This window comes from Micromonospora sp. U21 (genome assembly GCF_018070045.1).
GTDB lineage: Bacteria > Actinomycetota > Actinomycetes > Mycobacteriales > Micromonosporaceae > Micromonospora.
Window position 1 is genome coordinate 84,576 of record NZ_JAGPYK010000014.1, and the last position, 12,787, is coordinate 97,362.

General features: G+C 70.2%; 13 protein-coding genes. 7 read left to right on the plus strand and 6 right to left on the minus strand.

Annotation, left to right across the window (positions count from 1 at the left end; translation table 11 throughout):
- Positions 1–15 precede the first annotated feature (15 nt).
- Complete coding sequence (locus KBX63_RS19455; RefSeq protein ID WP_247662695.1) at positions 16–249, plus strand: hypothetical protein; 234 nt, start codon at positions 16–18, stop codon at positions 247–249.
- A gap of 133 nt (positions 250–382) precedes the next feature.
- On the opposite strand, the gene KBX63_RS19460 is transcribed toward KBX63_RS19455, so the two are convergent.
- Positions 383–1,069, minus strand: a complete 687-nt coding sequence (locus KBX63_RS19460) for a TOPRIM nucleotidyl transferase/hydrolase domain-containing protein (RefSeq protein WP_210912681.1) — start codon at positions 1,067–1,069, stop codon at positions 383–385.
- 138 nt (positions 1,070–1,207) lie between these two features.
- Between KBX63_RS19460 and KBX63_RS19465 the strand changes: the two genes are divergently transcribed.
- Positions 1,208–2,668 carry a serine/threonine-protein kinase gene (locus tag KBX63_RS19465; RefSeq protein ID WP_210912683.1) on the plus strand — a complete coding sequence of 487 codons (1,461 nt, stop codon included), beginning with the start codon at positions 1,208–1,210 and terminating at the stop codon, positions 2,666–2,668.
- A gap of 20 nt (positions 2,669–2,688) precedes the next feature.
- On the opposite strand, the gene KBX63_RS19470 is transcribed toward KBX63_RS19465, so the two are convergent.
- The 4 genes from KBX63_RS19470 to KBX63_RS19485 all read right to left on the minus strand — a co-directional run bounded on the left by KBX63_RS19470 (position 2,689) and on the right by KBX63_RS19485 (position 6,350).
- Positions 2,689–3,426 (minus strand): VOC family protein, encoded by a 738-nt coding sequence (locus KBX63_RS19470; protein WP_210912685.1) that lies wholly within the window; start codon positions 3,424–3,426, stop codon positions 2,689–2,691.
- A gap of 113 nt (positions 3,427–3,539) precedes the next feature.
- Positions 3,540–4,568: a glycoside hydrolase family 11 protein gene (locus KBX63_RS19475; protein WP_247662696.1), complete on the minus strand. Its 1,029-nt coding sequence runs from the start codon at positions 4,566–4,568 to the stop codon at positions 3,540–3,542.
- 647 nt (positions 4,569–5,215) lie between these two features.
- Entirely contained in the window at positions 5,216–5,545 is a 330-nt protein-coding gene (locus KBX63_RS36450) for a substrate-binding domain-containing protein (protein WP_210912687.1), read from the minus strand.
- Positions 5,546–5,756: 211 nt separating this feature from the next.
- Positions 5,757–6,350 (minus strand): NADPH-dependent FMN reductase, encoded by a 594-nt coding sequence (locus KBX63_RS19485; RefSeq protein WP_210912690.1) that lies wholly within the window; start codon positions 6,348–6,350, stop codon positions 5,757–5,759.
- Positions 6,351–6,462: 112 nt separating this feature from the next.
- On the opposite strand from KBX63_RS19485, the gene KBX63_RS19490 reads away from it, so the two are divergent.
- The 5 genes from KBX63_RS19490 to KBX63_RS19510 all read left to right on the plus strand — a co-directional run bounded on the left by KBX63_RS19490 (position 6,463) and on the right by KBX63_RS19510 (position 11,973).
- Positions 6,463–7,302 (plus strand): helix-turn-helix domain-containing protein, encoded by an 840-nt coding sequence (locus KBX63_RS19490; protein WP_210912692.1) that lies wholly within the window; start codon positions 6,463–6,465, stop codon positions 7,300–7,302.
- A gap of 548 nt (positions 7,303–7,850) precedes the next feature.
- Positions 7,851–9,074: a macrolide family glycosyltransferase gene (locus KBX63_RS19495; protein WP_210912694.1), complete on the plus strand. Its 1,224-nt coding sequence runs from the start codon at positions 7,851–7,853 to the stop codon at positions 9,072–9,074.
- Positions 9,075–9,077: 3 nt separating this feature from the next.
- Positions 9,078–9,569 (plus strand): hypothetical protein, encoded by a 492-nt coding sequence (locus KBX63_RS19500; RefSeq protein WP_210912696.1) that lies wholly within the window; start codon positions 9,078–9,080, stop codon positions 9,567–9,569.
- Complete coding sequence (locus KBX63_RS19505; protein WP_210912698.1) at positions 9,566–10,510, plus strand: hypothetical protein; 945 nt, start codon at positions 9,566–9,568, stop codon at positions 10,508–10,510. The genes KBX63_RS19500 and KBX63_RS19505 overlap by 4 nt, the downstream gene beginning before the upstream one ends.
- 161 nt (positions 10,511–10,671) lie before the next feature.
- Positions 10,672–11,973: an aromatic acid exporter family protein gene (locus KBX63_RS19510; RefSeq protein ID WP_210912700.1), complete on the plus strand. Its 1,302-nt coding sequence runs from the start codon at positions 10,672–10,674 to the stop codon at positions 11,971–11,973.
- Here the strand turns inward: KBX63_RS19510 and KBX63_RS19515 are convergent.
- On the minus strand, positions 11,870–12,751 hold the full coding sequence (locus KBX63_RS19515) for a LysR family transcriptional regulator (protein WP_210912701.1): 882 nt from the start codon (positions 12,749–12,751) through the stop codon (positions 11,870–11,872). The two genes, KBX63_RS19510 and KBX63_RS19515, sit on opposite strands and share 104 nt — an antisense overlap.
- Positions 12,752–12,787 lie beyond the last annotated feature (36 nt).

Here is a 12,787-nt window from a genome sequence, read left to right on the forward strand (position 1 = left end):
CCTACGGTGTGCGCCGTGAACGCCGTCCAGACATACCGACATCTCCAGCCGTCCGCCCTGCGCGCAGCTGGCCTCGACCTCCAGACCTGCGGTGGCCCGACGCCCAACCCGCGTTTCTTCTCCGGGTTTCTCACCACACCTGCGGCGGCGGCCGCCGGCCTGCTCGCCGTCGCCGACCCGGTGGCGCGCGGCGGCGCGAGCCGCCTGGTGACCGAGGCCCGCCGGCTCGCCACCGCCCTGGCCGCCTGACCTGCTGATCGGCCCGTACCGCCGGTCAGGACTGACACCCCGGCCACCGATGACGAACGTGATGACGCGCGAACGAAGCACCGATCGGGTGAGCGTCCGCGTCATCACGTTCGCCGCGGAAGGAATTCCTCTGTCACGCCACGGACCGGTCGGTCCTCGTCGCCTCGAGCAGCGCGGCGAGTGGCCGAGGCAGGGCGTCCCGGCCCATCGCCGCCTCGGTGAGCAGTCGTGCGTAGCGCAGGTTGCGGCGTGCGCCGCTGCGCAGGAACCGCCACATCTGCCGCTCGGGCTCCTGGCCGCGCCAGGCGGGCTGATTCTGCAACGAGCGGAACGACCCCAGATCGCCCTGCGAGTCGAACAGGCCTTCGACCTCTGCGGCGCCGACGGCACGGATCAGTTCCTCCTCGAGGTCGTCGACGCAGACGTGAAACCCGAGGCGCCCCATGTCGGCGCGGGTGCGGGGCGTGCCGACCTGGGCGGCGACCAGTGCGCGCCGGAAGACTTCCTGCTCACGCACGTCATACAGGCCAGCGAGGCGCACCTGAGCGGTCCGCGGGCCGAGTTCGGTCAGGAAGCGGCCGATCGCGTGCGCCCCGCCGATCGGCACGATCACGACGCGTTCCGCTTCGAGATCCCGGCCGTGGCCGGTCGCGGCCGTTTCCAGCGCGATCTGGTCGCTGAGACCCTCGACCAGGACCAGGGCCGCAGCGTCGGCGATCTTCGCCCGGGCCCTGGTCATCGCCCGCGTCGTGGCGTCAGGGCCATTCTCGTAGCCGTCGAGCGCCCTGCGGGCGAGCTCACGACGTTGGGCGAGATCCATGGTGGGTTCCGTCGGCTGGGATGCGGGTCATGGCCATCATCGTCCGGGCGTACGGCGGCGACAACCGGTTAAGGAGGTCGAACCACCGGGCAGCGCTGCGGTGCTTGAGACCGTGGCGTCCGGGGTACCGGAAGCTCTATGCCGAGCGTGGGGCAACTCGTCGGAGACCGTTACCGCCTGGTCGAGAGCATCGCCAGCGGCGGGATGGGCGACGTGTGGCGGGCGGTCGACGAAACCCTGGACCGCTGCGTGGCGGTCAAGATGCTGCACCCCCGCCTGGTCACCGACGCCGGCTTCGGCGAGCGGTTCCGCCGCGAGGCACGCGCGATGGCGGCCCTGCGTCACCCGGGTGTCGCCCAGGTCTACGACTACGGCGAGATGTCCCGACCCGGAGCGCCGGACCTCGCCTACATCGTCATGGAATGTGTGCAGGGACAGTCCTTGTCGGAGCGGATCGCCGAGGTCGGCCAGCTGGACGCGGCCGAGACGATGTCGGTCGCCGCGCAGACCGCGCGCGCCCTGCAGGCCGCGCATGACGCCGGCGTCGTGCACCGTGACGTCAAGCCCAACAATCTGATCATCGAGCCGGACGGGCACGTCGTCCTCGTTGACTTCGGCGTCGCCGTCACCGAGGAAGCGGTGAGCCTGACCGGGGCGAACCAGGTCGTCGGCACCGCCCTGTACATGGCGCCCGAGCAGGTGTCCAAGAACGAGACCACACCGGCGATCGACATCTATGCGCTGGGTGCCGTCGTCTACCACTGCCTCGCCGGTGAACCGCCGTACCAGGGTGACAACGCCGTCGCGGTGGCGCTGCGGCACCTCGAGGAGGAACCGCCGCCGCTGCCCGACAACGTCCCGGCGGAGGTGCGGCAGCTGGTAACCACCGCGATGGCCAAGGATCCCACCCGCCGGTTCCCGACGGCGGCGGCCATGGCCGCCGCAGCGCAGGCCATCGCGGACTCGTCCGATACGCAGGTGAGGGCCGCTACCTGGGCGACCTCGACCGGGCCGCGGACCGAGCACCGGCCCGCCCGGCGGTCGGCCCTCGGCGGTGCGGTGAGCCGGGCCGTCAGTCCTGGGCCCAGAGCGCTCGCGGTGCTTCTCGGATCGTTGGCCGCCGTGGCTGCCGTCCTGGTGCTCGCTGATCCCACCGGGATGATGCCGGGCCCGACCCTGCGACCGTCGGTGCCCCCCGCGGTACCGCCCGCGGTGCCGGCATCGGTGCCGCCGTCGCAGGGGGGACCTGGCCCCGGCGTCGGTGGTGGCGAACCGGCCACCCGCACGTCTGCCGGTCTGCCGGTTCGAGCGCCCGGATCCCCAACCCCGACGACCACCCGTCCAGCAGGCGACGGGACGACGGGCCGACCCACGCCTTCAGGCGGGAGCAGTGTGGGCGCACCCAGCCCCACCACCTCCGAAAGCGCCTCCCAGGAACCGACGGCGGCGCCGACGGGCGGAACCACGTCGGCACCGACCGCGGAGCCGACGGAGGACCCGACCGAGGACCCGACCGAGGAACCAACGGCGGAGGAGTCAGCCGGAGGGAGCGCAGTGCCGCGGGCCCAGGGCGCGTCGCAGAGTCCGGAGCCGTGGTGAGCGGCTGACGAGGGTTCGGGTCAGCCTGGGGTGAGGAGACAGAACTCGTTGCCTTCCGGGTCGGCGAGGACGGTCCACGGGACATCGTTCTGGCCCAGGTCGATGGCGGTGGCGCCGAGAGTCCGCAGTCTGGCCGCCTCGGCCTCCAGATCGTCACCTGGGTATGGGCGGACGTCGAGATGGACGCGGTTCCACACGATCTTCACGTCAGGTGTGCGGAGGAACCGCAGATATGGGCCGACGCCCTTGGCGGAGCGTAGTACCGCCTTGTGGTCGGTCACCTCGTGCAGGGACCAGTCCATGGCCCTGCCCCAGAAGCGGGCCATGGCTCGCGGATCCGCGCAGTCGACCACGACCGCGGCGATCGGTCCGGTGTCTCGGTGGAGCGGTCGGGGATCCAGCACGCAGAACTCGTTGCCCTCCGGGTCGACCATGACCGTCCATGGGACGTCACCCTGGCCCACGTCGGCGGGCGTTGCGCCGAGATCCTTCAGGCGCGTGACCACCTCCGCCTGATGGGCCGCCGAGGTGGTGGCGAGGTCGACGTGCACGCGGTTCTTCACCGTCTTGGGTTCCGGGGAGACGATGAGGTCGACGCAGACGGCGACGGGGTCGGGGTAGACGAAGCCCTCGGGTTCGAGGTTGGTCACGCCGGGTCCCTCGCTGGAGACCTCCCAGCCGAGCGCCTTTGCCCAGAAACCGCCCAGCGCGGAGTCGTCCCGAGCCTTCATGTTGATTTGAACGAGCCGTGTTGCCATGCCGGCGATGCTAGGGCCTGTCGAGTCGGCGGTGGTGCCCGGACCGGAGTGATCACCGCCCGACCCGGTCTCATGCCGCACAGGTGGGCGCCAGTGTCAGGAGATGGTCGGGGTCAGCCAGTTCGGCAGGTGACCGTCGGCCAGGTCCAGTTGCCGTTGGCCATGATCGTTACCCCGAAGTTGTTGCCGCTGCCGTTCGGTCTGGCGGTGACGGTTCCACTCGTGCCGCTGACAGAGGCGTTCCAGCTGTTCTGCAGGCTCTGACCGCCGCCCAGGCCGAGGGTGACGACCCAGTTGCTGGCGCCACTGACCGCGACGTTGAGGTTGAACCGGTCGTTCCACTGCTGGCCGGCGGACAGCGTCGCGGTGCAGTTTCCGTTGCCGGGCGGATTGCCGGTGGTGGGCCCGGGGCCGGGGTTGCCGCCACCGCCTTCCCGGACGGTGATGTCGGAGCTCCCGCTGCTCTGGTAGCCCTCGGTGGCCATGATCTGGTAGCTGTGGTTGCTGCCGAGGTTCAACCCGGCGCGGGCCCAGGCGTCGAAGTGGTTGGCGGTGGTGATGGTGCCGCCGGTGCGCTTCTGCTGGCGGACGCTCCAGTACTGGTAGAACGTGGCGATGCCGTCGATGGACGGCTGGTTGACCCGCTGGGTGCGGTAGAGGTCGTAGGTGCCACCGTCGGTGGTGACGGAGCCAACCCGGGTGGCGCCGGTGCTCGGGTTGTAGGTGCCGAAGTTCTCCACGACGTAGTACTCGATGAGCGGGTTCCGCGTCCATCCGTACAAGGCGAGGTAGCTGTTGCCGTTCGGGCTGTAGGTGCCCGAGTAGCTGATCGTCCTTCGGCTGCCGGTGGCCCACCCCTTGCCGCCGACCCAGTTGTTGGTGCCGCTGCCCCACTGGCTGGAGTATCGGCCGTCGGCGCGCAGCGTCATGCTGGCGTTGCCACTGTCCTTCCAGAACGAGTAGAAGAACCCGTTGTGCGTGCCGGTGGAGTTGGCGCTGACGGTCCGATCGGCCTCGGCGTACGCGTTGGTGGCCAGCACCGTGCTGCCGACGGCCATCACCGCGGCGCACGCGGCGCCGAGCAGCAACCGCACGCGGCCGCGCCTCCTCGGTCTGGTGGGTGTGTGGTTCGTGTCGTCCATGTGCTTGCTTCCTCCTCGTGACGGCTGGCGGGAGGCCAGCAGTGCGGCACGACCCGGCGACCTGTCGGCGGCCAGTCGACGGCTGCCGGCATCGGCGTCGTACCACGCGGTGGTGGGGGGTTGGCCGGTCGTCCTGCACGACGACCGGGGGAGTGGGTCGCGGTGGATGGCATTGACGGTGATCGAACACCGTCGATGGCGACCGTATTGACCCGCCCGTCGGCTTGTCAACAATTTCCGGAAACACTGTGGAAACCTGACCTGAACGACGGATCGTCCGCAGGAGTGCGTTCAACCTGCCCAGCAGTCTCAGCTGATCGACGGGCACACCCGGATAATCGCATCGGAGCCTCGGCGTAAGGATCACAACCTGAGTACCCATTCTCGGAACTTCCGGAGACCTTCCGGACCGCGATCAGGCGAACAGCCGGCGGTGTAGCCACCGGATCCGGGCTCCACGAACGGGCAGCAGCACCGGCTGCCGGGGCATCACGACAGGTGGGCCGTCGGGTTGGGTGCGGGTCGCTGCCGTAGCCATGGCGATCGGGCCCGACCCGGGCTCCGGTTGCGCTCGGCCGTCGAGCGGCGGACCACGAGGCGTACCGGCAGGACCATCGGTCGGCCGGTGTGCCCGGGCGCCCCCTCGATCATCGTGAGACGTCGCCGGGAACGTTGACGCCCCTCCAGCTGAGGCCGCGGATGAGGCCGATCGCCATCTGGTCGTTGAAGGCGAGGACGGCTGTCGCCGGACGCGCGCACAGCTCCTCGGCGGTCCGCTCCCCGCCCCCGATCGTCGGGCTGAACGGGCCGATCTGGCGCACGTTGATCTCGAGCTCCATGCCCGCTTCGAGCGGCGACCGCCAGCGGATCCCGTTCGCCCAGGACGCCTCCGGCCCCGCGACGTAGGTGATGTGGTCGTGCCCCAGCTCGCCGAGGTGCTCGGCGGCCCGCCGGACCCCGCGTGGGTTGTCCGTCACGACGCAGGGCACGTCGGCGACGGCGCGGTTGAGGTCAAGGTCGCCATCGATCCGCAGCGACTCCTCGTCTATCCCGCCGACGCGGCGCAGTCGCGTCGCGCGATGGCCCGGCGGCGGCGCGTGGTCGACGAGGCCGTCTCCCGCGGCGGGAGACGGCCTCGCCGTGCTCGGAGCGGCGGGGGCCGCGTCCGACTGCTCCTTGAGTGACCTTTCAGGCCGGGTACGGGAGCGAGTTGCGTGCCGAACGGAGGGCGCCGGCCCACCAGGCCAGCTGGTCCAGCAGGGTTTTGGCATATCCGGGCGCCGCGGGGTCCAGCGGCCGGCCGTCTTCCCACGTCGCGCGGTACAGCGGGAATGCCAGACCATCGCGGATCGTCACCGCGTGCAGTTCGGTGAGCACGTTCTCCAGGTGCAGGACAGCGTGACGACCGCCAGCTGCCCCGCCGTAGCTGACAAAGGCCACGGGCTTGGCCGTCCACTGGGTGTAATGCCAGTCGATGGCTGCCTTCAGGGACGCGGGGTAGCTGTGGTTGTACTCCGGCGTGACGATGATGAACGCGTCCGCGTTCGTCAGCTGGGACGTCAAGGGCGCCATCGCGTCGGGGCGCGGGTATGAGTCGCCGGCGAGCTTCGGTGAGACTGCCGGCAACGACAGCGGGATCTCGGAGTCGGCGAGATCGACGACGTCGATGTCGAAACCGTCGTGCTCGCGCGCCTGGTCGGCGACCCAGGAGGCGACGACAGGCCCGAACCGGCCCTCGCGGACGCTCCCGACAATGATGGCCAACTTGTGCTTCTCACTCATGCACTCCACGGTCCATCGTTTCCGGGATGGCAACCAGACCGGGCGCAGGCTGGCCCCCGTGGGGCCACCCTGCGGGCTCGATGAGCTGGGGAGATCGCCGTAGACTCGGAGCATGAGCACGCCGCTGGGCGACTTCATCCGTGCCAAGCGCGACAGCATCCAGCCAGAGTCGTTCGGGTTGCCTGATCATGGCCGCCGCAGGTCGCCAGGACTACGACGCTCCGACCTCGCCGCGCGCGCTGGAGTGAGCGTCGAATATCTCACCCGCATCGAGCAGGGTCGAGACCGCAACCCGTCCCCTGCCGTGGTCAATGCACTCGCGGACGCCCTGAGCCTCGATGCCGTCGAACGCGATCACCTGCGCCACCTCGCCAAGATCACCGGCGGAGCGTGCGCGGGGCGCGGGCGGCCGGTGCCACCCAACCGACATGTCCGGCCCACCGTGTTGCAGACCCTCCACCTTCTTGAGCCCGGCATCGCATTCGTCACCAACCGTCTGGGCGACGTGCTCGCGTACACGAGTGGGTTCGAGGTGCTGATGCGGGGGATCGGGCTGCTCGAGAGCGGAACGCCAAACCTGACGCGTTACGTGTTCACCGATCCGCGCGCCCGGACATTCTTCCCGGACTGGGAGCAGGTGGCCGACGAACGAGCCTTCGACCTGTGGCTCGGGCCTTCCGCGGAGACCTCCGAGTGGTTCCGGGCTGAGCTCACCCCCCTGGCCGGACCGGAGTTCACCCGACGACTCAACCGCCATCTGCCTCCACCGACCGTCCCGTTTCGGCTCGACCATCCCATCGCGCAGAAGCTCCAGTGGCAGCGGGAGAAGCTCGAGTTGCCACGCACCGACGCGCAGGAGCTGGTCGTTCTCCTGCCAACCGATGACGCGACGGCGCGGGCGATGGACCGGCTGCGCCGCCAACCTGACCGCATGCTCCGCGCGGTCACCTAGCTCACGGCCATCTCTACGATGCCTCCATTTCCGCGCGCTCAGGGTGCATGTCGCCCGGGGTCACGGGGCGACCAGGGACGTTGATGCACAACTGTCCCGGCTCGGCACCGCACACCGGGCAGGGTCGGTACGACTCGACAGGCCCTGGATCGAGGCCCCTCGCCTGGGCCGCTCGGGCGATGTCCTCGGCCGCGTGGTGTAGCTCAAGGTCCCGATGTCTGACGGCGGCCTGGTGGATTCGCTGGAGCGCACTTCGCGCCAGCTCTCCGGGGTCAGTCATCCAACCGACCTTCCCACTGCGCTCGCCGTCACACGCACCCGCCTGGGCGGGCGCTGGCCGCTGCCGCTGTCGCCGTGTGGGCGTCACGCCGGATGCCCGGCCGCGCGGCCGGGACCGGCGCGGCACAGGGGAGTGCGCACCAACCGAGGCGAGAACTTTGTCCGCGTCACTGGGCCATCTGGCAGCGTCTACGCTGTTACCGAGAAAGGCGGGTCATGATCGTTACGTGTTGCCGGGCCCTGGCCCCTGCCCTGTCCGGGGTCGGCCGATGAGCGCAATCGCGTTCCTCAACATCGCCATGCACGGGCACATCAACCCGACGCTGCCGGTCGTGGCCGAACTCGTCCGTCGGGGCCACTCCGTCACCTACCACACGCCGCCCGCCTACGCGGAGGAAATCGCGACCACCGGCGCGCGAGTGCTCCCCTACTCCGGTGATGACGTACCGCTCTCCGGCCCGCCGACACCCGTCACGGTGATGGAGCAGCTTGCGCGCACCGCCGTACGCGTGCTGCCCACCGTTCTCACCGATCTGCGTGGTGCCGGGCCGGATCTGGTCGTGCACGACTCCCTCTGCCTGTGGGGGCCGGTGGTCGCCCGGGAACTCGACGTGCCGGCAGCGTCGTCGTTCACCACGTTCGCGTTCAACCGGCACGTGCCCAGCCCCACCCACGGCTCCTGGGAGCTGCTCGCCGCGGCGGCGGTCAAGCCCCGCCCCACCGGGGGGTATTTGAGGTCGCGCTGGGAGCTGCGCCGCCGGTACGACACGGGTGCGGTGCCCCTGATCGACCTGGCGAACATCCGCCAGCCGCTCAACCTGGTCTACACCTCGCGGGCGTTCCACCCCGAGGCCGACAGCTTCGACCAGTCCTACCGGTTTGTCGGACCGAGCATCGGTGCCCGCCCAGCCGACTCGTCGTTCCCGGTCGACCGGCTGCGGGACCCGGTGCTCTACGCCTCGCTGGGCACGGTGTTCGGCGCCGACCCGCAGCTGCTGCGCACCTTTGCCAACGCGCTCGCCCCGCTGGGTGGCACCGTGATCGTCTCCACCGGACCCACCGATCCCGCCACGCTCGGTCCGCTGCCGGCCAACGTGATCGCCCACCGCTCGGTACCGCAGCTGGAGGTCCTGTCCCGCGCAGCACTGTTCATCACCCACGGCGGTGTCAACAGCGTCAACGAGGCCCTGTACGCGGGCGTCCCGATGCTGGTGGTCCCGCAGGGCGCTGACCAGTCGTTGGTGGCTTCCCGCATCGTTGAGCTCGATGCCGGCCTCGCGATCCGCACCGAGGACGTCACGGTGGAGGTCCTGCGCGCCCTCGCCCAGCGCCTGCTCGACGAGCCCCGATTCCGGGCCGCCGCGAGCACCCTGCGGGTAGCCCAGCGAGAGGCGGGCGGCTATCCGCGCGCCGCCGACGAACTCGAACGCTATGTGCAGCAGACCGGCTCGTTCACTCAGCCGGTCTCTGCCGACCTGCCACCGCAGGGCTGACCGATGTCCGTTGTCGTCGCCATCATGCTGCTGTTCGCTGGGCTGTCCGAGGCCGTCGGGCGCCTCCTGCCCGTGGTGGCACGCCTGTCTGGCGTGTCGCACACCAGGGTGTTCGTGATGGTGCTGGCCGGCGCCGTGGTCGACGGCGCGGTCTTCGCGCTCTGGCCACTGTCCGCGTGGACCCTCGCCGAGCTGGTGCTGCCCGCCGCATCGCCCGGCCAGGCCGCGCTGGCCTGGACACCGGGCCTGGCCGCCCCGCTGCTGCTTGCCGCAGTCCTCGCGTTCCCGCTGCTCGGGCCGCTGCTGCACCTGCTCCTCATGGTGGGAGTGGGGACCGGCCTCGCCACTGCCCTCGCCACGGTGGCCGGGCTCGGCTGGTGGGAATCCGCCGGCTGTGTGGCCGTCGCGGGAGTCGGCCTCGGCGTCGCCGTCGAGGGCATCCGCCGCCTGGTCGTGAGGCTCAACACGACAAGGGCACCGGAGCTGTTTCCGTGATCGAACTTGCGCTCCTGCTGCTGCTCGGCGGGATCGGGCCGGTCCTGCTCGCCGAAGCTCTCCTCGCCCGCTACGAGGTGGTGGTCTATGCCGCGGGCTGGCGGAGCCCCACCGCCGCGCGCCCCGAGGGCCTGCCGCCCGCCCGAGGCGCGGACCCGGACCGCCCCCCGGCCGCGTACCTGGTCTATCTGGACGGTATCGGGAAACGCCGCTTCCACGACACCCGCGACGGCGGCCGACTGGTCAAGGCCGTGATCGCCGGAGCGCCGGAGCTCAGGGTGCTGGGCCAGGTGCAGCCCTACTCGCCGCTGGCTCTGCCGCTCGCCAACCGGCCGGTGTGGGTATGGCTGCGCCGCCGCATCGGTCTGGTGCTGTTCCTGCACAACGTGATGCAGACCTTCGTCGCCGCCGATCGCCGGTACCGTCCCCTGTACAACCGCGCCGTCGGCTCGCAGATCGCCACCCAGCTCCGGCTCGCCGGCTATCAGCGTGACAACGGCATCCCCGTGGTGATGCTCAGTTACAGCGGTGGCGCCCAGGTCGCCACCGGCGCGGTGGAGGAACTGTGGTCGCAGCTGCGCTGCCCGCTCTGGCTGATCACTCTCGGCGGGTTCCACAACGGCGCCAACGACATCACCCACGCCCAGCACCTCGACCGGCTCACGAGTGCCGGCGACCGGATCGAGCGGGTCGGCACCTGGATGTTCCCGCAGCGGTGGAAGCTGTTCCGCCGGAGCGGATGGAACCGGGCCGACCGCGCAGGGAAGATCACGGTGCACGGCCTCGACCCGGCCACCCACGTCGGTCCGGGCAGCTACATCAGCCCGAACGCCCGGCTACCCGATGGTCGCAGTCACCTCGATCGGACCGCCGACACCGTGATCGCGCTGATCCGGGAACGCCTCGGCGCGACTGCGAAGAACGACGGCCCGCGGCCATGACGCGGACGCGTCTCTGCCCCAACCGGTCGGGCGGCCGTTATTTGTACAGTCGCGGTGTTCCGCCTCGCACATCGTCAATGGTCGTGTAAGGCGCGCATTCCCGGGTAAAGCGCAGCATGCGGCAAGAGGTGCCACGGCACCGGGGCCTGAAGGATCGGCTCGTGCAACGGCTCAAGGTGCGAGAGCGGACGGTCCGGGTGTACGGCGGTGGCATGGTCGCCCTACAGGCGGGCATCGCCGCGGTGACCGCCTGGCTGCTGTCGCACGAACTGATCGGCAATCCCAGTCCCGTGTTCGCTCCGCTTGCCGCGGTCGGGACCCTGGCCGTGTCCGTCGGGCAGCGGGTACGGCGGATCGTCGAGCTGGTCGTGGGTGTGGCGCTGGGGGTGCTGGTTGGCAGCGCGCTGCTGTCTCTCATCGGCACCGGGCCCTGGCAGCTCGGCCTGGTCGTCGTTCTGTCGATCCTCACGTCCTTCGCACTCAGCAGTCGAGCGGCGGTGGTGATCCAGACGGCGAGTACGGCAGTACTGATCACCACATTGGGGCCGCAGTCGCCGAACGTGGAGCTTTCCCGGTTCGTTGACGCGCTGCTCGGCGGTAGCGTCGCCCTGGCCACGGCGATCCTCCTGCCGGTGAACCCGTTGCGAGTGGTCAGGCGCGCCGCCGGACCGGCGCTGCGAACGCTGGTCGAACAACTGACGGAAACGGCAGAGGCGTTGTGCGAGCGCGATATCGAGCGGGCGATCCGTGCCCGCACCCGACTGCGCGGCAACCAGGAGGAACTTCGGGTGTTGCGGGAGGCGGTGGCGGGCGCACGGGAGGTCACCCAGCTGTCTCCGTTGTCATGGCGGCACCGGCACGGCGTGCTCAGTCACTACGCCCGAACCGCCGAGCCGTTGGAGAGGGCGATGGGCAGCAGCGGGACGCTGATCCGTCGAGCCGTCACCGTCATCGAGGACAGGGAACCAGTCTCGGCAGCGATGATCAACGCGGTTCTCGGCCTTGCTGAGGCGGTGCGGATACTCCGCGACGAGTTCGCTGCCCGAAAGGAGCCGCACGATGCGCGGGCGAAAGCCCTGCAAGCCGTTCACCATGCCGGCGCAGCGTACAAGGGTGAGATTGGTTTCTCCGGGACCGTCGTCCTCGCCCAGATACGCACCACGGCCAGTGACCTGCTCGTCGCGTCCGGCCTCTCCCAGGCGGAAGCCAACAGTCGGGTCCGGTGCGCCTTCGGCAGGCTGCCGGAGCAGTCGCAACAGGCAGCGCACAGCGGGACTGTCGGCACCAGCGCCGATCAGCCGCGCCGATCAAGACCGCCCGGCCGGCGCACCCGGCGTCAGGCGACGCGTACCCGGCGGATCAGTCGGCTCGTCTCGCCGCTGGACGCTGCAGCCCGAGGCGACCAGGAAGCCGGTTCACCACTGCCGCGAAAGCGTGCGGAGTGGGGCGGCGGGTCACCATGAAGATCGTGAGGCGGCCGGGTACCGGCGTGGCTGACACCCTGTCCCTCTCATGCGCGTAGGCGAGCCCGAGCCCGCGGGGCAGGACGGCCGGACATCCCAGTTGTCGCGCCATTCGTACGGCCGTCTCCGCGGTGGCCGCCGTGCGAGGCCGGGCGCCGAGGTCGGCGAGTCGCTGGTGCAGCGTGTCCGTGGACATGTCGTAGCTGTAAATGACGACCTCGAGACCGGCGAACGGCCGCCGGCCTTTGCGCAGCGAAGCCTCCGGTGGCGTCAGGACGGCCAGTCGGTCGCTCGCAACCGGTACGGCGCTCACGGTGGAGGGCAGACGCATCTGGTTGGCGACGGCGACGAACGCGGCGTCCAGCGACCCTTCGCTGACCCACTCCACGAGCCGGTCGCCATGGTCCGTCACCTGGTTGACCGTCGAGTCGTCCATCAGCACGTCGAGCGCCGGAAAGAGCAACGGTGCGAGGCTGCTGAAGGTGCCGACGTTGAACGTTCGTGCCCGCGCTGCGGCGCGTGTCCGGTCGAAGACGCGTCCCAAGTGATCGAGCACGTGGGCCGCCTCGGCGCACAGCGCACGACCGGCCGGCGTCGGCCGAGCCCCGGTCGTGTCCCGGTCGAAGAGCCGTTCGCCGACCCGCCGCTCGAGCGCCGCCAGGCGGTTGCTCGCGGCCGGCTGGCTGATGAGCAGTTCCCGTCCGGCGGCTCCGAGGGAGCCGTGCCGCGCTATCGCCTCGACCAGCCGGAGATCCTCGACCGAGGGGAATGAGCTCATATTCCCAGGCTATGAGCTCCGATGCCGATCCGCCAA